At 70.9% G+C, this 18,609-nt stretch carries 20 protein-coding genes; 1 reads left to right on the top strand and 19 read right to left on the bottom strand.

What is annotated here, in order from left to right:
• Positions 1-23: 23 nt before the first annotated feature.
• The 11 genes from CK505_RS11760 to CK505_RS11810 form a co-directional block, all read right to left on the bottom strand.
• Complete coding sequence (locus CK505_RS11760; protein WP_095651165.1) at positions 24-1,478, bottom strand: CpaF family protein; 1,455 nt, start codon at positions 1,476-1,478, stop codon at positions 24-26.
• Positions 1,475-2,686 carry an AAA family ATPase gene (locus CK505_RS11765; RefSeq protein WP_095651166.1) on the bottom strand — a complete coding sequence of 404 codons (1,212 nt, stop codon included), beginning with the start codon at positions 2,684-2,686 and terminating at the stop codon, positions 1,475-1,477. The genes CK505_RS11760 and CK505_RS11765 overlap by 4 nt, the downstream gene beginning before the upstream one ends.
• A complete protein-coding gene (locus tag CK505_RS11770) occupies positions 2,683-3,423 on the bottom strand; it encodes a Flp pilus assembly protein CpaB (protein ID WP_095651167.1) in 741 nt (246 codons plus the stop codon). The genes CK505_RS11765 and CK505_RS11770 overlap by 4 nt, the downstream gene beginning before the upstream one ends.
• A gap of 12 nt (positions 3,424-3,435) precedes the next feature.
• The gene (locus CK505_RS11775; RefSeq protein WP_255250948.1) at positions 3,436-4,410 is read right to left on the bottom strand and encodes a pilus assembly protein TadG-related protein; all 975 of its coding nucleotides are present in this window, start codon (positions 4,408-4,410) and stop codon (positions 3,436-3,438) included.
• Positions 4,410-4,784, bottom strand: a complete 375-nt coding sequence (locus CK505_RS11780) for a TadE/TadG family type IV pilus assembly protein (protein WP_095651169.1) — start codon at positions 4,782-4,784, stop codon at positions 4,410-4,412. Before CK505_RS11780 ends, CK505_RS11775 begins: the two co-directional genes overlap by 1 nt.
• An 81-nt stretch (positions 4,785-4,865) precedes the next feature.
• Positions 4,866-5,072 carry a Flp family type IVb pilin gene (locus CK505_RS11785; protein ID WP_095651170.1) on the bottom strand — a complete coding sequence of 69 codons (207 nt, stop codon included), beginning with the start codon at positions 5,070-5,072 and terminating at the stop codon, positions 4,866-4,868.
• A gap of 245 nt (positions 5,073-5,317) precedes the next feature.
• Positions 5,318-5,836: an A24 family peptidase gene (locus CK505_RS11790; protein ID WP_255250945.1), complete on the bottom strand. Its 519-nt coding sequence runs from the start codon at positions 5,834-5,836 to the stop codon at positions 5,318-5,320.
• Positions 5,837-6,299: 463 nt separating this feature from the next.
• Positions 6,300-8,117: a hypothetical protein gene (locus CK505_RS11795; protein WP_141246815.1), complete on the bottom strand. Its 1,818-nt coding sequence runs from the start codon at positions 8,115-8,117 to the stop codon at positions 6,300-6,302.
• A 91-nt stretch (positions 8,118-8,208) separates the two neighbouring features.
• Positions 8,209-9,396 (bottom strand): glycosyltransferase, encoded by a 1,188-nt coding sequence (locus tag CK505_RS11800; RefSeq protein ID WP_255250946.1) that lies wholly within the window; start codon positions 9,394-9,396, stop codon positions 8,209-8,211.
• A gap of 41 nt (positions 9,397-9,437) precedes the next feature.
• On the bottom strand, positions 9,438-10,637 hold the full coding sequence (locus tag CK505_RS11805) for a glycoside hydrolase family 26 protein (RefSeq protein WP_095651174.1): 1,200 nt from the start codon (positions 10,635-10,637) through the stop codon (positions 9,438-9,440).
• A gap of 117 nt (positions 10,638-10,754) precedes the next feature.
• Positions 10,755-11,318: a CGNR zinc finger domain-containing protein gene (locus CK505_RS11810; RefSeq protein WP_229587051.1), complete on the bottom strand. Its 564-nt coding sequence runs from the start codon at positions 11,316-11,318 to the stop codon at positions 10,755-10,757.
• A 114-nt stretch (positions 11,319-11,432) separates the two neighbouring features.
• On the opposite strand from CK505_RS11810, the gene CK505_RS11815 reads away from it, so the two are divergent.
• Positions 11,433-11,648 carry a hypothetical protein gene (locus CK505_RS11815; RefSeq protein WP_095651175.1) on the top strand — a complete coding sequence of 72 codons (216 nt, stop codon included), beginning with the start codon at positions 11,433-11,435 and terminating at the stop codon, positions 11,646-11,648.
• Positions 11,649-11,756: 108 nt separating this feature from the next.
• Here the strand turns inward: CK505_RS11815 and CK505_RS11820 are convergent, their stop codons facing one another.
• From CK505_RS11820 to CK505_RS11855, 8 genes are all read right to left on the bottom strand, one after another.
• Positions 11,757-12,923: a thiolase family protein gene (locus CK505_RS11820; protein ID WP_095651176.1), complete on the bottom strand. Its 1,167-nt coding sequence runs from the start codon at positions 12,921-12,923 to the stop codon at positions 11,757-11,759.
• On the bottom strand, positions 12,904-14,313 hold the full coding sequence (locus CK505_RS11825) for a class I adenylate-forming enzyme family protein (protein WP_095651189.1): 1,410 nt from the start codon (positions 14,311-14,313) through the stop codon (positions 12,904-12,906). The genes CK505_RS11820 and CK505_RS11825 overlap by 20 nt, the downstream gene beginning before the upstream one ends.
• Before the next feature lie 86 nt (positions 14,314-14,399).
• Positions 14,400-15,011, bottom strand: a complete 612-nt coding sequence (locus CK505_RS11830; protein WP_095651177.1) for a biotin transporter BioY — start codon at positions 15,009-15,011, stop codon at positions 14,400-14,402.
• 80 nt (positions 15,012-15,091) lie between these two features.
• Positions 15,092-15,799 (bottom strand): energy-coupling factor transporter transmembrane protein EcfT, encoded by a 708-nt coding sequence (locus tag CK505_RS11835; protein ID WP_095651178.1) that lies wholly within the window; start codon positions 15,797-15,799, stop codon positions 15,092-15,094.
• A complete protein-coding gene (locus tag CK505_RS11840) occupies positions 15,799-16,557 on the bottom strand; it encodes an energy-coupling factor ABC transporter ATP-binding protein (protein WP_095651179.1) in 759 nt (252 codons plus the stop codon). The genes CK505_RS11835 and CK505_RS11840 overlap by 1 nt, the downstream gene beginning before the upstream one ends.
• 110 nt (positions 16,558-16,667) lie before the next feature.
• Positions 16,668-16,949, bottom strand: coding sequence for a CHY zinc finger protein (locus tag CK505_RS11845; RefSeq protein ID WP_095651180.1), 282 nt, complete (start codon positions 16,947-16,949; stop codon positions 16,668-16,670).
• Positions 16,950-17,133: 184 nt separating this feature from the next.
• On the bottom strand, positions 17,134-17,775 hold the full coding sequence (locus tag CK505_RS11850) for an LUD domain-containing protein (RefSeq protein WP_095651181.1): 642 nt from the start codon (positions 17,773-17,775) through the stop codon (positions 17,134-17,136).
• On the bottom strand, positions 17,772-18,609 hold an 838-nt coding region (locus tag CK505_RS11855; RefSeq protein WP_141246816.1), incomplete at its 5' end, for a 4Fe-4S dicluster domain-containing protein. The genes CK505_RS11850 and CK505_RS11855, both read right to left, overlap by 4 nt.

The following is an 18,609-nucleotide window of genomic DNA, read 5'->3' on the forward strand; positions in this document are numbered from 1 at the left end:
AAGGGCCCCGAGGACGACCACCATCAGCGCGCCCGCCCTGGTGTCGTTGTCTCAGGCATCTCGAAGACCCTGGGCGAGACGTGGATGCCGAGGTCCTCGAAACGGTCCACGAACCGGGGACGCACCCCGGTGGGGATGGCCTTGCCCAAGAACCGCCCGTTGGCGTCCACACCCGCGCTGTAGTCGAAGACAAAGGCGTCCTGGAGGGTCACAATCTCGCCTTCCATACCCTGCACCTCGGTGATGTGGGTAACGCGGCGGGTGCCGTCGCGAAGTCGCGTCAGCTGGACGACGACGTCGATGGCCGAGGCGATCTGTTCCCGGACGGCCCGCAGGGGAAGGTCCATGCCCGCCATGAGCACGAGGGTCTCCAGGCGGGCGATGACGTCCCGAGGCGAGTTCGCGTGGACGGTGGACAGCGATCCGTCGTGACCGGTGTTCATGGCCTGGAGCATGTCGAGCGCCTCGCCACCGCGGCACTCGCCGACGACGATGCGGTCCGGGCGCATGCGGAGCGAGTTCTTGACGAGGTCGCGGATGGTGATCTCGCCCTTGCCCTCGATGTTCGCCGGACGACTCTCCAGACGCACCACGTGCTCCTGCTGCAGCTGCAGCTCGACGGCGTCCTCGATGGTGATGATCCGCTCGTCGTGCGGAATGAACGAGGACATGACATTGAGGAGGGTCGTCTTGCCCGTACCCGTGCCGCCGGAGATGAGGATGTTGAGGTGCGCCTTGACACAGGCGTTGAGCAGCTCCGCCATCTCCGGTGACATCGAGCCGAAACGGACGAGGTCGGCGACCTTGAGCGGGTCGGCGGCGAACTTGCGGATGGTGAGCGAGGACCCGTTAACCGCCAGAGGTGGAATGACGGCGTTGACGCGGGAACCGTCCTCGAGTCGGGCGTCCACGAGGGGTGAGGACTCGTCGATGCGCCGGCCCACCTTCGAGACGATCTTCTCGATGACTTGGCGCAGGTGCTCCTCTGACTTGAACTGCGCGTTGCTGAGACCGACCCGACCGCCCTGCTCGATAAAGATGTGGTCCGGACCGTTAACCATGATCTCCGTAACGGATTCGTCGTCCAGGAAACGCTGCAACGGGCCGAAGCCGAGCACATCGTCACTGATTTCGCGGACCAGGCGCTGCCGCTCCTCGACGGTGAGCGGCACCTGCTCGGCGTCGACGATCTGGGTCAGCTCTTCGCGGGCGTAGACCTGCAGGGAAGCCTCGGTCAGTCCCGAGTCGTTGAGCCGGCTGCCGATGCGCTCGAACAGCGCCTCGGCCACCCGGTCCTTGAGCGCGCCGAGAGCGTCGGACGCCGGGGTCACCAAGACCGGGACGGATGGCGCCTCCACGACGAAGGTCGACGCGAAGTCCTCGGCCTCCTCCAGTGCCGCCCTGGCTTCCGAGGCGGGCTCGGCAACTGGCGGAGGCGTCACTCCACGAGCGGCATCGAGTCGTTGCGAGAGCTTCACTGGAGCACCGCCCGTCGGTGCAGGGCCTTGCGGGGTGCCTTGGAGTGAGCAGGGTCGAAGCGGGCCACGAGCTGGCTGAGAGCCTTCGCGGCCTTGTCCCGGGAGGCCTCTTGCAGGATCGGCTCGCCCTTGTTGGTGGAGTAGGTCACGGCCTTCGACCGCGGCACCACCACGTCCACCGGCGTCCGGACGGTGGCCTCGATGTCCTGCACGCTGAGACCGCTTGCGCGGTCCGCCATGTTGACCACGATGTGCCGGGAGCCGGGCAGCATCTGCAGTTCGGTGAGGACATCGATCTCCTTGCGAAGACCGCGGACTCCGGGGACGTCCATGCCGGAAAGGAACACCACGTCGGTCGCCGACTCCAGCGCTGCGAGGGTGTGCTCGCCCAGGCCCGGCGCTGTGTCGACGACGACGAACTGAAACTCGCTGGCCAGCTGGTCCAGCATGTGCCCGATCTGATTCGCGTTGATGAGATCCGCCTCGGCCGGCGAGTCAGGCGTGCACAGGGCGTATATCGAGGTGGGGTGAACGCTGAGGAAGGCCTTGAGCACCATGGTGTCCTGCGCGGCAGCACCAGTCACCGCATCGGTGAGCGTGTGCTCGGGCGTGAGGTTGAGCACCGCGGCGACGTCGCCGAACTGCACGTCCAGGTCCACGAGGACCGTCGACATGGGCGCGAGCTTCCCGAGACCGACGGCCAGATTGGTGGCCACCGTGGTCTTACCGACACCGCCCTTGGGCGAGGTCACCGCGATCACCCGGCCACCGAGGCGGGACGGTGCGGCGTCCAGAGACGGGTCGGGGATCAGACCACGCCGCCGGCTGTCAGCACTGTGGCAGGCGCGCTCGAGCAGGACCCGGATGACGTCGGCCTCCGCCTGAGGTTCGAGGATGTCGCGCACTCCGGATCGCATGGCCGCCAGCGCGAGCGTGGGATCCGCGTCCGCGACGAGGACGAGGCTGATCTCAGGGTGCTGCACGTCGAACACGGACGCCAGACGGAGAGCGGATCCCGGGTCGACCCCGGGCCCCAGCAGGAGGACCGACGGCAGCTCGCCGACCACCTTGCGCAAGAGCTCGTCCGGAGTGTCCGGTACCTGCGCGTTGTAGACCGTCTGCACCGAACCGGGAACCCGGCCGGCGATGGCCGTCTGCACGCGCTGCTCGAAGGTCACGTCCGAGGTGACGAGTAGGAATCTGCTCATTTGAAGAAGTCCTCCATGCTGGCTCCGTCGTCGTTCCACTTGGCGTCCACGGGCTGGTTCGACAGCCAGATCCTGCCGAACTCCGCCGCGAACACGGTCTTCTCGGCGTCAGCCGCGTCCTGCGCGAGCGTGACGAGCATTGCTCCCTCGGGGACGGGAGGCGCGCCCGGGGCAACTTCTTCCTCACCGCTCGCCTCAGCGGCAGCGACCGGCGCGCCCTGGATGCTGGTGACCAGAACCCGGTGGAACACCAGCTCCGTGGCGGGCTTGTCCCCGGGTCCTTGGTCGAAGGAGGCGAACACACCCACGAAGTCGCCGGCCTTGATTTGCCCACCGACCACTCGATCGGCGCTCACCTGGATGGTGACCTCCTGGAGTTCCTTAGGCACCGCCACACGGCCCGGCTCCTGAAGTGAGTTGAGGGTGACGAGCCGACTGCCCAGCAACTGCTCACCGGGCCGGAGCTCGACGGCTGTGACCCGGCCCTCGAACTCGGCGAGATCTGTCACGGCATCCTCGGCCAGCGCGGAGACGGGCAGGGTCTGCCGGCGCAGGTGCTCGGTCAGCTCCTCGACGGGCATCTCAGCTCGAACCCCGGTCTCGACCACGAAAACTTCCTTGGTTTCCGTGCCTTCAAGTGCACGTGCGTCGGCGGCACGGACATAGCCGGAGACGAGAACGGCACCGACCACGGCAAGGAGTGCAGCCATGACGGCGGCGATAACACGTACTTTCACGGGGTGAACTTTCTACTCGGTCAGGGAGGCGAAGGAGGCGCCGTATTCGCTGGAGCCTCCGGCCTGGAACCCGTCTTCCAGGGTGGTGTAAGTGAGGAATCGACCGATGATGCCAGTGCAGCTCGGCGTGCAGGTCAGCCCCCCGGTGGTGGTCCCGGTCGTGTTGTTGTACTTGACACTCGGGCTGAGGTGCCAGCCCCCCACCTCAAAAGCCGCCCAGGCCCGGATCCGGTAGGTTGCTCCAGAACCCGTCCCGGTCACCTGGTCGTACACCGGAAGCAGCATGATCTTGTTCGGGTTGGTCTTCAGGTCTTCGAGTACTTGTTCACATCCGCCGGCAACGTTGCCCCCGGGGTCGCTGGCAATGGTATTTCCTGCTGTCACGAACTCAGTGCAAGTGCTGTCGTTGCCGTTGCCGATCCATCCAAAGCCTCCGGGCACGTTCTGGCCAGCTGGTCCAGCACACGCGCTGGTGCTGCCTGGTTCTTTCATACGGAGCAAATGCCACTGGCCGTCCTCGGTGAATTCGCACGGAGAAATGGCAATCGGCAGAGTAGCCGGTCCGGAAAGCGGCACGCCCCACCTGGCTCCAGCGCGGGCACCCACAGTGGTGTCGTCGATGCCAAGGATGGGCGCGAAGGAAAGTGCGAGAGATCCTGCACCTGAATCCGCATCCCGACTGGACAACTGAACACGAACCGCATTGGCAGTGGGAAAGGTCAGGTCTGCGACATTGCTCGCGCCGTCCTTGGCGTTCTCATTGGCATACAGGGCGGCAATCCCCGCAGCATCCACGCAACCGACAGGCTTGGCGCACTCCTGTGCTATGGCCAGAGCCGCGGCGTCAGCTCCATTCTGCAGTTCCGCCCGCTCGGCATACATGGCGCCTGCATCGACCGCGATGGCGGCGGTACCGAGCAGGATCACGAGCAGGAGGGCTACCATCACGGAAATTCCACCATTGGCCTCGTGACACAGACGGTCCATCACCCGCCGCATTGCATGGCCGCCTTTCCGGTGACCGTGATGCCAGATGGCATAAGTCCGGTGAGACCCGGCAACGGGTACTGGGCCCTGACCTCGATGGTGGCGTCGGGGGAGCATGCGGCAGGAATTGGGGTCAAGGACAGGTCGGCGGGGTCCAGGGATGGCGAGGAGTCCCGAGCGGCCGTGACTGCGTCCGACCAGACTTGTTCGACCGCCATGGTGCGTGCTGCTTCACGGGCAGCGTGCGTCACGCTGATCTGGACGTTGTAGGCGTGGCCGAGCTCGATGATGGCGAAGATGATCGTCAGTAACAGTGGCAAAACCAGTGCAAACTCAATAGCAACGGCGCCCCGTTCCGATTTCTGTTCTTTCATCGCCCCTCCCCCAAGGTCTGGAAGTCGAACGCCGCGGCGGCCCGGACGAGGGCCGCCGCGGCGCAATAGATGCCGTTGTGACTACACGGTGATGTTGAGCTTGGCGGCGATGTCCTTGACGAGCTCTTCCATCGCCGGCCCGAGAGCAACGAGCGCGACAACGATGGCGATGGCAACGAGACCGATGAGCAGGCCGTACTCCACGGCGGTGGCGCCCTTCTCGTTGCGCTCGATACGCTCGAAGGTGTCGGTGAAGAAGGCCTGGATGGTGATGAAAAGAGACAGCATGAGAAAGCTCCTTAGCAAAGCGGAGAAAGGGTGGAGTGGGTCTTCAGCTGTTTCCGACACTGCCTGCGAGAGGCTCCCCGTACCGGGCTACTGACCTGTAAGAAGATTAGACTTTGCTCCAGCAAAGACACAAGCATTCGGATGCATACACTTTGGGGGACGTCAAAAACAGACGTAATGCCTAGTGGCAAAGTGCATCGATCTGCATCTACTGCCGCCATGGCACACTTGTCCCCCGAACGGCGTCAGTACAAACCCGGCAGCAGGTACTCCCGCGCCAGCGACTCTCCCCACACGACCGCCACCAGGGCGCCGGCGAGCATCGACGGGCCGAACGGGACGTCGCTGCGCAGACCGCCACGGCGGGACGCCAGCACGGCGAGGCCCACCACCATGCCGACCACGGAAGCCAGGACTGCCCCGACGAACAGGGCCCCCCACCCCTGGAAGCCGAGGAACAGCCCCAGCACGGCGGCGAGCTTCACGTCGCCCATGCCGAGTCCGGCCGGCGAGATGAGTGCCAGCACGAGGTAGAGGACGAACAGCGCGAGAGCGCCCAGCACGGCGCGCAGCAGTGCGCCCCAGGCGCTTTCCCCTGTGGCGGCGAGCGCGAGCAGCACGAACCCGATGCTCAGTGCCGGCAGCACCACGGCATTGGGCAGGAGGTGGTGGCGCAGATCGATCACAGTGAGGACCACCGCGACCGCCGCGAAGAAGAGATAGGCCGGAACTTCCCAGCTGAGCCCGAAGAACGAGGCCACCATGACGAAGAGTGCCGCCGTGGCGACAGCCAGCAGTGGACGGGACGGCGCAGAGGTGGGCTCGTCCGTGACAGGGCTGTACCGCAGGACGACACGGGGCAAGAACCATCCCGCGACCGCACCGACGAGACCGGCGGCCAACACCAAGACAAGAGGCGCTGATCCGAACATGGGCTCCACGCGCGTGTTCCTCCGGCTTGTGGGCGCTTCGACTGACACCCGGATGAATAGTTGTCCCCCATTCGGGGTCCCTGTACGGGACAGAGACTAACCGAGTAGATGACCTTTTCAGTGTTTGAGCACGTCAGTCAGCATTTTCAGAATGCGCGGCCCACAGGGTGAAAGGCTCGTGGACCGAAATCGTCTGGATTTCCCGTGCGCAAGAATTCGGGATTGACGACTCAGCGCGATTGAGCGTCTGCAGCAGTTTTTCCAGGAACTGGAGTTACTGGAGGAACTGCCCGAATCAGTTGACGAGCCATGACAGCACCGGCGGGACGAGGACGCACCCGAGCGCCATGAGCACGATGACCGCTGCCAGCACGACCTGTTTCCGGCGTGCCGCGGGGGCACCCGCGAGCTCCAGCGGCGGACGGGGGCCGAACTCCCAGTCGAGGGCCTCCTGTTCCCAACGGGTGCCGGCCAGCTCGTCGGCGCCGCTCAGCAGGCGCAGGCGCGCGGAGGTGTCCACGTCCTCGCCGCTGCTGCGTGTGCCGATCGAGGGCAGCGCCCAGGTGTGCCGCAGGCCCTGCAGGAGCGAGAGCACCGCCTCCAGCGGTTTGTTCTCGAGGTAGCTGCGCTGCGTCCAGGCCACTTTCGCCCGCTCGAGCGGAAGACTGAGCGCCACCTCGGCCCCGTCCTTGCGGACCTCGAAGGCCACTCGGTGCGCTCGCCGGCGGGGTGTCCCGGGTGGGACCTCGGGGGCCGTGACCCGAGGGACGTGCAACCAGTGGAACGCCGCGACCACAGAAGGACGCGCGCCACGGCCCAGGAACAGCACGCCGTTGCGCTCGACCACCACGGTGACGAGCCGGGGAAAGCCGGCGTGGCGGGCACCGATGAAGAGGTCCGGGCGCAGCGTCCGCAAGGCGCGCAGGAACTGCGCGTCGCGCCGACCCTGCAGCACCGTGTACTCGCTGAGCCCCTCGGCCGCCCGAAAGAAGGCCTGCGCCCGGGAGCCGAGGAGAGCGGCCAGTGCGGCGCCGGCGATGGCCCCCATCAGGCCTGCGAGCACGATGAGCCTGCCCGAGAGCTCGAGTGCGGCCGCCCGCGCCGACCACCAGAAGATCGCGATCGCGGCAATCGCCAGCACCGGTGCCAGCTGAGCCCGGTGCTCGCGCACCCACCAGGACCAGTCCTTGCGGGACAGGTGGTGCTGCTCGGCCTCGCCGGCAGTCCGGGGCCGGCCCGGGCGCCGGGAGACGCTGAAGGACTGCCGCACGTCGTCCTCCCGTCCGGCGGTGTCCGGGGGTTGACGGCGGACGGCGTCCCCGGCGGGTCCCCAGGAGGAGTACGGACTGCTCAGCTCAGGCAGTCGGTCCCGGAGCTTCGAGAGTTCGGTGCGCAGCCGGTCGCCGTCGAGATCCGTGGGCGAGATGCCGTAGCCGTCCAGCCGCCCGCGCGCCGCCATGGTCACCAGCTTGTCGGGATCCGGTGGGGACCGCAGGAGGTGCTTGGCGAAGGCCGCGGTCATGAAGTGGCAGGCGTCGAGGGCGTCCGCGTAGGCATCCATTCCCGAATAGCCCATGGACGCGGTGATGTGGGCGGACGTCTTGCTGAGCTGCACGGTCGCGAAGGACGCCGCGACGTCGAGCAGCAGGAACACGGCCGCCGCTCCGTACTCGGGGAAGCCCGTCTCCGCGAGACTGTCGCGCGGGGACAGGCCCAGAGCGCCCTGGACCCCGCGCACGGAACGGTCGAACATCGTGCTGCCGTGGGCTGTCCGGATCTCCCGGAACACCAGGGTGTCCAGCAGGCGGGCCCGGATCTGCGGGACCGGTGTGCTCGGGTGGTATCGGGACGCGGGGAACGCCGCACCGTACCGGGCGCCCAGGAAAGTCGCAAGACCCCCGTGGGCTCCCGTGTCCGGCCTGGTGATGATGCTGTCGGGGCGGGCGAGCTCCCGTTCGATCTCCCGCAGCGTCCGGAGGTCGAGCTCCCCGAGGAAAGCGAGGGCATGCTCCAGCTCCTGAGCCCCCTCCGCTCCGTCCCGCGCCTGGGTGCGGGCCATGGCTCGCAACCGCTCCACTGCTGCGGTGCGTTCTGCCCGCTCGTCGGCGTCCATGCGTGTCCTCGCCCCTCGGTGCACCGGGCTCGGTGCCGGGCAGCTGTGCATTCTCAAAAGCAAACTACACCGGGTGGGCGGCTTCCGAGGCTCAGCAGGAGGTGAGCACGGACAGCGCGGCCTCCAGTCCGCGCTCCTTCCGCACGTCGAGACCCACCCGCTCGGCGGCGGGACGGCACCCCAGGGCGCCGCCGATCGCCGCGGTGAGCCGCTCGGCCGTCAGCTTCTTCTGCGGGATGGGCGCGGCGGCCAGGCCGATGCTGTGGAGCTGCCGCCCCCAGAACGGCTGGTCGGCCAGGAACGGCACCACCACGTGCGGGACGCCGGCGCGGGCCACGGTGTGGACGGTCCCGGCCCCGCCGTGGTGGACGGCCAGTTCCGCACCGGGCAGCACCGCGTCGAGCGGCAGGGACGGGACGGCGAGCACGTCGCCCCGGAGGTCGTCCGGCAGCGCGAGACCGCCCCACCCGGTGAGCAGCAGCGTCCGCAGACCCTGGGCGCGGGCGCTCTCCACCACCGCCCTCCCCCGGGCCAGCGCGTCCCCGGAGGCCATGGAACCGAAGGTCGCCACGAGGTAGGCCCCGCCCCGGAGGAACTCGCGCACGGCGGGCTCGAGCTCCGGCACCGGGCCGTCGGTGTGCCAGGACCCGGTGAGGTGCACGGAGGCCGGCCAGTCGGCCGGGCGCGGCAGCAGCTGCGGGCTGATGGGCAGCAGGGTCGCCGCCGGGGCGGGAACGGTGCTCGGCCGGCCGCCGGGCAGCGGGGCGCAGGCCTGGTCGATGTCCCGGCGGAACATCCGCTCGGCACCGCGGGCCACCGCGTAGGTGGCGCGGTTGAACCGGCCGAGGTCCCGGTTCACCACGCCGGGCGCCGGGAACTGCCGGGTGGGGGTGAGCACGGGAACGGCCTCCACCACCACGTGCGGGACGCCGAGGGCCTGCGCCACCGCGGGCGCCGTGAGCACCTTGGGATGGTGGACCACCACGTCCGGCGCGAAGGCGAGCGTCTCCCGCACGGCGGCGGCCAGCATCCGGCGCATCCCGGGGCCCACCTCGGTGCGGAAGTGCCGCACGGCCGTCCACGGCGAGATCCCGTGCTCCTGGACCAGCCGGTGGAAGTCCACCTCCAGGCTGACGGTGTCCAGCCCGGACAGGTCCACGCCGGAGGAGTCGGGGAGGCCCAGGCGGACCTCGTGGCCGTGGTCGGCGGCGAAGCGGGCGAGGGCGGCGAACGGCTCCACGTCGCCGCGGGTGCCCGCGGTCAGCAGCATCATCCTCATGGACCCAGTGTGCTCCTGCCGCGTCCCCGACCGCAGGCGGGTCAGGAACCGGCCGGGGTGCAGCTCTCCTCGGGGCCCCAGTGCAGCCAGTCGGGCAGATCCGCGGTGAAGGCGTCCCGGACGGCGGCGGTGTTGGTGGTCGTCCAGTCCACCGGCCCGTCGATCTCGACCTCGTGCTTGTCCCACTCGAACCAGCTGATCATTTTCAGCTGCGGGAAGTCCTCCGGCATCGACTCGTCGAAGACCTGGCCCCACCACGCCTGCTTGATCGCCAGCTCGTCGGCGCCGCCGGCGGCGGGGTTGTACAGGGCGGCGGTCTCCGGGATGCCCACGGGCTTGCCGCGCCGCTGCCCGTACTCGGCGTAGAAGTCGGGGACGGCGCGGTCGTCGCCGCCGGCGCCGGCGTAGGCGCCGGTGAGCTGGGCGGCGAACTTGCCGGGCTCGGGCAGCTCGTTCTCGCCCCAGGGGTGCTGGTCGCCCCAGTGGTACAGGGACATGCCCACCCAGTCCACGGCGTCGTCCCCCGGGTAGTAGGGGGCGTACGGGTCGTCGGCCATGGTCAGCGCGCCGTCCCCGTCGGTGTCGAGGGCCGCGAAGTCGGCGCTGCCGGGCTCGGCCTCGTGCTGCCCACCGGCGAACGGGTAGCCGCCCCCGTAGTTCGGGGCCCACATCATCGCCGAGCCGGGGGCCTGTTCGTGCACCGCGTCCGCCACCCGCCGATAGGCCTCCACGTAGGCGGTCGGCTGGTGGCCCCAGGCGTACCAGGAGCCGTTCATCTCGTGGGCGAAGCGCACGACCACCGGCACCCCGGAGTCGTTGATCGCCGCGAGGTCGGTGGTCAGCTGCCGCACGGCGTCGTCGGTGACCTCGGCGAGCCCGTCCTCGGGCTCGAGGGTCAGCAGCAGCATCCGGCCGTGGGCCCGGACCTGGTCGGCAGCCATCCGCAGGTGGTCGTGCCCGCGCTCGTCGTAGGGGAACCCCGTGAAGGACACGGACACGGCGGGCCGGTGGCCGAGCCGGTCGGCGTAGTCGGCCAGCGGCTTGTCCTCCCAGTCGAGGTTCACGCCGTAGAGGGCGCCGGTCCCGGGAACCAGCTCGGACCGGTCGAGGACGGTGCACGAGGGCAGCGGCGCCGCCTGGACCTCCTCGTCGGACTGGGAGGTGATCTGGGCCGCGAGGGTGCCGCCGCCCAGGGCGAGGGCGGCGACGAACACGACGGCGACGAGCGAGGATTCCTTCACTCGCTCAGCTTAGGAAGCGTTCGATAGAAAATCATGGAGATGAGCGTCCGGCGGCGCGGTCCGTGACGAACGACGACGACGCTCCGCCCGCCGCGCCGGCCGGTCAGCCGGGCCGGTTCACGCCCCGGCGCCGGAGTCCGGGCGGTCGTCCGTGTCCGTGTCGGAGGCCTGCCGCCGACGGTAGGCGGTCATGTTGGTGCGGTTCGCGCAGCGCTGGCTGCAGAAGCGCTTGGAGCGGTTGCGGGAGAGGTCCAGGAGCACCCCGCCGCAGTCCTCGGCCCCGCACTCGCGCAGCCGGTCCGTCTCGTCGGCGCGGATCACGTCCACGAGGGCGAACGCCGTCTCCAGGCGCAGGCGGGCGGCCAGGGGAGCGTCCGAGGGTGAGGCGTGCAGGTGCCAGTCCTTCCCGTCGTGCCGGGCCAGGTGCGGGGCGAGCTCGGTGGTGTCGAGCACGGCGTTGACCGCGTCCACCATGGCGTCCCGGTCCAGGGCCCAGACCCGCCGCAGCTCGCCCCGGACCTCGCGCACCTCGGCCAGCTCGTGCTCGTCACGGTCGAAGCGCCCCGACCAGCCGTGCTGCTCGAGGAGGGCCCGCAGCTGCGCGGTGGTCACCAGCTCGTCCTCCCCGGAGCGGGAGGCCCCCGGCGCGGTGTTCATCAGCGCCACGTCGGACTCGAGCACGTCTTCAGTGTCATAGGCAAAATGCACTTGACTACTTATCCCTTCCACGGCTAGCGTGAGTGTCATCAACAGTTTAGACCCTTACGCGACGATGGTCGCGAGAAGGAGCTCCTCATGGTCGGCGGACTCTACCTCCTGGCGCTGCTCTTCGTGTTCGCCACCGTGGGCCGGCAGTCCGTCCCGCGGCGCGAGCGCACGGCCCTGCGCAGCTGGACGCTGCGGGACGTGTACTACAACGTGCGGCGCGGCGTGACCGTACTCGGCGAGCACGGCCCGTCCTACCCCGCCCTGGACGACGCGGAGCTCGCGGCGGCGCAGCGCTCGCGCTGAGCGGCACACGGTCAGCAGGGCCTCTCGCCCGGGGCCGGCCACCGTCCCCGCCGGAGGGACAGTCCTCGGCCGGGGCACGGCCTGTCGTCCGCGGCGCACCCGCTCCGGTCAGAGCGCGACCTTCTCGAACAGGGCCGCCGTGCCGATCCCGCCGGCGGAGCTGATCATCGCCAGCAGCAGGCTCCCGGTGGGCAGGGCCCGTGACCGGGACAGCAGGCGCACCACGGACACCGCCCCGGAGGCGCCGTAGGCGTGGCCCAGGGCCAGGGCGCCGCCCTGGGCGTTGAGCACGTCCTCGTCGAGGCCGAGCAGGTCCGTGCAGGCCAGCACCTGTCCGGCGAAGGCCTCGTTGAACTCGGCCGCCGCCAGCTCCTCCACCGCCACGCCCTGCTCCGCCAGCAGCTGCCGGGCGGCCACGGCGGCGCCGATGCCCAGCCGCGCCGGGTCCACCCCGACCGTGACCGCACCGCGGAAGGCGAGCCCGTCCCGCCGGCCCAGAGCGCGGGCCGTGGCCGGGTCGGTGACGAGCACGGCGGCCGCGCCGTCCGCGTCCCCGCAGGAGTTGCCGGCCGTGACCGTCCCGCCGGCTGCGAACACGGCCGGGAAGCGTGCCAGCAGCTTCGCGTTCAGCGCCCGGCGCGGGCCGTTGTCGAACCGCACCTCACCACGAGGTCCGGTGACCGGCACCAGCTCGTCTGCGAAGGCCCCCGCCTCCGCGGCGGCCAGCGCTCGCCGGTGGCTGCGCAAGGCATAACCGTCCTGGCGTTCCCGGCCGATCCCGTGCTCGTGGGCGACCGTCTCGGCGGCCTCGCCCATGTCGGGATCGCCCAGGTGCTCCGGGGCGAACTGGGCGCGGCGGTAGAACTCGACCTCTCCGTCTTCGCGTCGTCGTCCGCGCAGCGGTGCGGTGCTGATGCTCTCCGCCCCGCCGGCGAGGAAGACCCGGCCGGCCCCGGCCTGGGCGAGCCGACAGGCCAGCACCACCGCGTCCAGCCCCGACCCGCACTGTCGGTCCACGGTCAGGCCCGGCACCGAGACCGGCAGCCCGGCCTCCAGGGCGGCCAGTCGAGCGAGATTGCCGCCGGCGCCCACGGCGTTGCCCACCACCACGTCCGCGACGCGGGCGGGGTCCAGCCCGGCGTCCTCCAGCAAGGATCGGAACACGGGTGCCAGGAGCCGGTGGACGGGCACGCCCTCGAGCAGGGTCCCGGCGCGCGCCAGGGGCGTGCGCCGGCCCAGCACCAGCACGGGGGCCTCAGCCGAGCGGTCGGACACGGGCGTCTCCTTCGAGGATCCAGTCGCGGAACACCGCGCGGCTGAGCTTGCCGTTCGCGGTCACCGGCAGCTCCCGGAGCTCCCAGTACTGCTGCGGGTGCTTGGCCGGGGCCAGCCTCCCCGCCAGGCCGGCCCGGATCCGCCGCCGGTCCGGCCCGGCGGGGGCCGGGAGGATCCCGGCCACGATCCGCTGGCCGCGGGCGTCGTCGGGAAGGCCGGCGACGACGACGTCGGCCACTCCGGGCACCAGGGCCAGGGCCGCCTCGACCTCGTGCGGATAGACGTTGAGCCCGCCGGTGTTGATCATCTCCGCCGCCCGCCCCAGCACGTGCAGCTGCCCGTTGCGGAGGAAGCCCTGGTCCCGCACCGTGTGCAGGCTGCCGAGCCGGCCGAAGCCCTGGCCGCCCTCGCCCCAGCGGTAGCCGTCGCAGACCAGGTCCGAGCGCACGCAGATCGTGCCGGCCTGCCCCTCCGGCACGGAGTGACCGGACTCGTCCAGAACAGCCACGTCCACGCCGGGGAACGCCGCCCCCACCGCGGTGCCGGGGTCCTCGGCCGGCATCTCGGCGGGCTCGCCCGGGCGGTGACAGCGCGCGGCGACGAAGCCGAGCTCGGCGGCACCGCAGTACTCCCAGATCGTGGCCTGCGGGGCCCAGCGCCGGGCCGCCGCGAACGTGGTGGGGTCCAGCTTCTGCCCGGCGCACACGATCGCCGTGACACCGCTCGCGTCGGCACCGCCCGCCAGGCCGCGCTCGGCGAGGACGCGCAGCACGGTGGGCACGAGCACCAGGCGGGTGACGCCGTGCGCGGTGATCGCGGCGTGGGCGGCGGCGACGTCGAAGCCCGGCAGGGTCACGAAGCCTGCCCCGGCGTAGAGGCACTCGGAGAGGGCGTAGAGGTTCATGCTCGATGCCAGCGGTCCCGGGACCAGCACCCGGTCCTCGGGCCCCAGACCGAAGTGCGCGGCGGAGGCCTCGAACGAGCGCCGCCAGGAGGCGCGGCTGCGCTGGAAGCCCTTCGGCAGGGCCGTGGTGCCCGAGGTGAGGCCGATCAGGAAGGCCGAGGCGGGGTCGCCGTCGCGCAGTTCCGCCGGGGCCGGATCGGCGGGGAGGCGCGCCGCGCAGCGCTCCCGCACCTGCGCGGCCAGGTCCTCCGGCCAGGACGGGTCCAGGACGGCGCACACCCGTTCCTCAGCCACCCCGGCGGCCCACCGGACGGCGAAGTCCGTGCCGTTGCCCTGCCGCAGGATCCCCGTCGGCTCGCCCGAGGCGGCCAGGGCGGCGGCCTCGGCCCGCAGATCGCCCCAGCTCAGCCGGTCGTTCCCGCAGGCGACGGCGAGCTCCTGCGGGCGCTCCTCGGCCCAGCGGTTCAGGCGGTCCAGAAAGGGCATGTCCTCGTCCTCGGTGGTGGTCGCACGCTGCGGGTGCGGCCGTGAGTCGTGCATGACGGTTGCCGGCGAGTGGCGCTTCCCCGTGATCAGCGGGCGGTGGGCGTCCCGCCCAGGAGCCGGCGGTAGCTGCGGTGGACGTTGATCGCGGCCAGGGTCGCCACGACCGCCTTCAGCAGGTCCCCGGGAATGAACACGAGAGCGCCCAGCGCGGAGGTGGACAGCGGCAGCCCGGTGACCACGGCCGTCCACGGAATGCCGAAGGCGTAGATCACCGCGATGCCGCCCACGACCACGCTCAGCATCACCGCGGCGAAGCGGGCCGCGCGCCCGGTGCGCCGGATCGCCCAGTACTGCACCAGCGCCCCGATGACCAGGGCCGCGGGGATCCAGCCGACCAGGTAACCGCCGGTCGGGCCGAGGAACACCCCGAGCCCGCCCCGGCCCCCGGCCAGCAGCGGCAGCCCGGCCAGCACCAGGGCGTGCAGGACGACGACGGAGAGCATCCCGCGCACCGGCCCGAGCAGCGCACCGGCGAGCATCACCCCGAGGGTCTGCAGCGTGATGGGCACCGGGATGATGCCGACCGTGATCGGGGGCACCAGGCCCAGGGCGGCGATGAGGGCGGCGAACACGGCCACCAGGACGGTGTTCTGGGTGGTCTGGGAGCTGTCGGCGGTCCGGGAGGTCATGGCGGTCATGGGGTCCTTCGATCGGGGACGAGCGGCGGGGCTCGAGCAGGCGGGGCGGAGACGTCTGGAACGGTCGGGGGGGCCAGGGGTCAGTCGGTGGTGGTCCGGGGCGCGGCCCGTGGTGGGGGTGCGGAGTCGTAGCAGCGGGCGTCGAGGGCGGAGGCGATCTCCTGGGCCGACTCCAGGGTCCGCACCAGCAGGGGCACCAGCACGGCCACCGGGCTGTTGTGCAGCCCGCGGGCGAACTGGGCCTCGCGGACCTCGAGGTACTGGGTGCGGATCTGCGGGATGAACCGGATCGTCATCGACAGGGCCAGGCTCATCTGGGCCGGGTTCAGCCTCAGGTGCCGGGTCGGGGCCAGCAGCCGCTCGAACAGGGCCAGCATCTGGGCGAACGTGGTGGACAGGCTCACCGCCCAGGCGAACAGGCACAGGCTCAGCAGCCGCAGGGACGCCACCGCCGCCGCCTCCCAGGTCGTGGTGAACCCCAACGTGAGGAAGACGATCCCCACGATGAGCAGCAGCCCGGCCAGCAGCCGCGCCAGACGGGTGACCGGGGTGCGGGTCGCCCCGGCGGCGGCCACGGCCAGGCCGAAGACGGCGAGCTGGACGCCCAGGTGCGTCACGGCGTAGATGCCGAGACTGGCCGCGAACAGGAACACGAACTTGGGTCCCGCCGGGATCCGGGCCAGCACACCGGTGGGCCCGGCACGGTGGAACCCACCGGCACCGTGGGGCCGGGCGCCGTGGTGCCGGTCGGCACCGGTCCGGGCGTCCTGCTGCCGGGCCGCGCCCATCAGTCGCTGATCCCGCAGTAGAACTCGACGGCCGGCCCGGGGGCGCCGTCGAAGGCGATCCGGCCCTCGTGCACCACCAGCACCCGGTCGTAGCCGCCGATCAGCTCCAGGTCGTGGGTCACCACGACGGCCCGCTGGTCGAGCTCGTCGATCGTGGCCTGCAGCCGGCGCCGGTTGCGCCGGTCGAGCATGGTGGTCGGCTCGTCGAAGACGATCGTGGACGGCTCCATCACCAGCACCGAGGCCAGGGCCACCAGCTGCTTCTCGCCCCCGGACAGGGCGTAGGACTCCCGCTCGGCCAGGTGGGGAATGCCCAGCCGCTGAAGCACCCCGTCCACCCGGGCGGAGAGCTCGGCCCCGCGCAGGCCCAGGTTCTTCGCCCCGAAGGCGAGGTCCTCGGCCACCAGCGGCATCACGATCTGGTTATCCGGGTTCTGGAACACGAAGCCCACCTGGCGCCGGATGCGCTTGGCGTCGGTCGCGGTGGACAGCCCGCCGACCTGCACGGTGCCCCGGGTGGGCAGCAGCAGGCCGTTGAGCAGGCGCACCAGGGTGGACTTGCCCGACCCGTTGAGCCCGATCACCGCGATGCGCTGTTCGTCCAGGCTCAGGTCGATGTCGCGCAGGACGTCCTGGCCCTCCCGGGTGACCGTCACCCCCGTCAGCCGGATCTCCGAGGATCCGGGCCCCGGCGGCCCCGGCGGGACGGAGTGCTCCGCCCGGCGGGACCGGTCCCGCAGCGGATGCTTGATCGACACCGTGGAAGCCGTCCTCTCCTCGTCCTGGTCAGCGGCGGGCGGCCGCTGCCGCGCCCCGGTGCGTCCCGGAAGCGCAGCCGCCACCCGGGACGCCTGGGTCCCGGGACGTCTCAGTCCCGGGGTGCCGGCTCGAAGTACAGATCGGCATGCAGGGCGCAGCCCGGGTTGAACCGTGCCGCGCACCGCGGACAGCCGTCCACCGCCAGGTACTCCCGCACGGAGAGCTCGTGGCCGCAGACCCCGCAGAGCACGGCCTCGGCGTCCTGCTCCTCGACCGGCCACTGCGCCGCCGGATGGCCGGCGGTCTCCTCGTGGCACAGATGACAAGGGTAGTACGCCCGGCAGCACCAGAACTTGATCGCGATCACGTCCAGCGGCGTGCGGTAGTGCACGCACCGCGTCTGCTCGTCGACAGGACGTCCCAGAACCCGTCTCACCGCTGCCCCTCCCGTGCCGCGGCCGGTCCGGGTCCTCCCGCGGGAGAGCCCGGACCGGCCGCTCGTGACGTCCGACGACGTCCACTGTACGGAGCCGCAGCCGCTCGGTGGAGGACCCTCGTGCGGTGCGGGCGGGAGCTCAGCCGAGCAGGATCACGTCCAGCGTCCGGGGCCCGTGCACGCCCTCCACCCGCTCCAGCTCGATGTCCGAGGTCGCGGACGGCCCGGAGATCATGGTGACCGGGGCCGTGGGCTCCACCAGGGCGAGGGCCTCGGGGATCAGCTCGACCACCGAGTGCAGCGGCACCACGCAGATGTGGTGGTCGGGGACCAGGCTGATCGCCCTCCGGCCCTCCTCGGGACGGCCGGTGAGGAAGATGGTGCCGGTCTCGGCGCAGGAGACGGTCGAGGACGTCACCACGGCGTCCACGGCGTTGAGCTCCCGCACCCCGAGCGCGGAGGCCGCCCGGGCGTCGTTGGGATCCACGATGACCCGCCGCATGCCCGATTCTTCGGGCAGCCAGGCGCGGTCCAGGCCCTCGGGCACCACGTAGCGGGCGGAGGCGCCCAGCAGCTCGGCGATCCGTCCCGGCAGGGTGGCGGGGGTCTCGTGGTGCACCGAGGCCTTGTAGTCGACCAGCCGGTCCTCGAGCATCTCGACGACCTCCTCGTGCGGCCGGTCCGAGGCGCGGCGGTAGGTGCGCTCCGCCGCTGCGGGCGCGGGCGTGTCGTGCAGCGCCCCGCGGATCCGGTTGAGGATCTCGGTCCTGGCGTCGGTCATCGCTCTCCCCCATCGTGCTGGGTGTCGTCCGCGGATCCGTCCTGCTGGCCGCTGGCGGCGCCCGCCGTGGCGGCGGCGCCCGTGGTGTCGGCAGCACCGGCTGCGGCGTCCGCACCGTCGGTGACGGGGCCGCCGTCGGCGGCCACCCGCTGCTGCGTCTCGTCGGCGTGCTTGGCCCACCAGTTGCGGAAGGACTCCTTCGGCGGGGCGGGGATGTCCCGCTCGTCGGTCCAGCCGCCGGCCGTGCCGGGCAGCCAGCTGATCGCCCGGTCCTTGCCCGCCACGGCCCGGCCCAGCGGGAGGGCCTTCTCGGCGAGCGCCATGCGCTTGCCGGAGGACATCATGAAGGACGCCCCCTTCATCATGAGGTCCATCTCGGACGGGGCCTGCGGCAGGCGCCGGGTCCGGGCCGGTGCCGCGGCGGCGCCGTCGTCGGAGCGTTCGCCGTGCTGGGTGCGCACGTCCTCGTCGCGCAGGTGCACGAGGATCTCGGGGATGTTGATCTTCACCGGGCACACGTCGTAGCAGGCCCCGCACAGCGAGGAGGCGTAGGGCAGGGAGGCGTTCTGCTCGGAGGTGATGCCGGTCAGCTGCGGGGAGAGGATCGCCCCGATGGGCCCCGGGTAGGTGGAGCCGTAGGCGTGACCGCCGGCCTGCTCGTAGACCGGGCAGACGTTCAGGCACGCCGAGCAGCGGATGCAGTGCAGCGCCGAGCGCCCGGCGGGGTCGTCGAGCACCGCGGTGCGGCCGTTGTCCAGGAGCACCACGTGCACGTTCTGGGGGCCGTCCCCCGGTGTCACACCGGTCCACATCGAGGTGTAGGGGTTCATCCGC

Source organism: Kocuria sp. WN036 (genome assembly GCF_002287015.1).
GTDB classification, from domain to species: domain Bacteria; phylum Actinomycetota; class Actinomycetes; order Actinomycetales; family Micrococcaceae; genus Kocuria; species Kocuria rosea.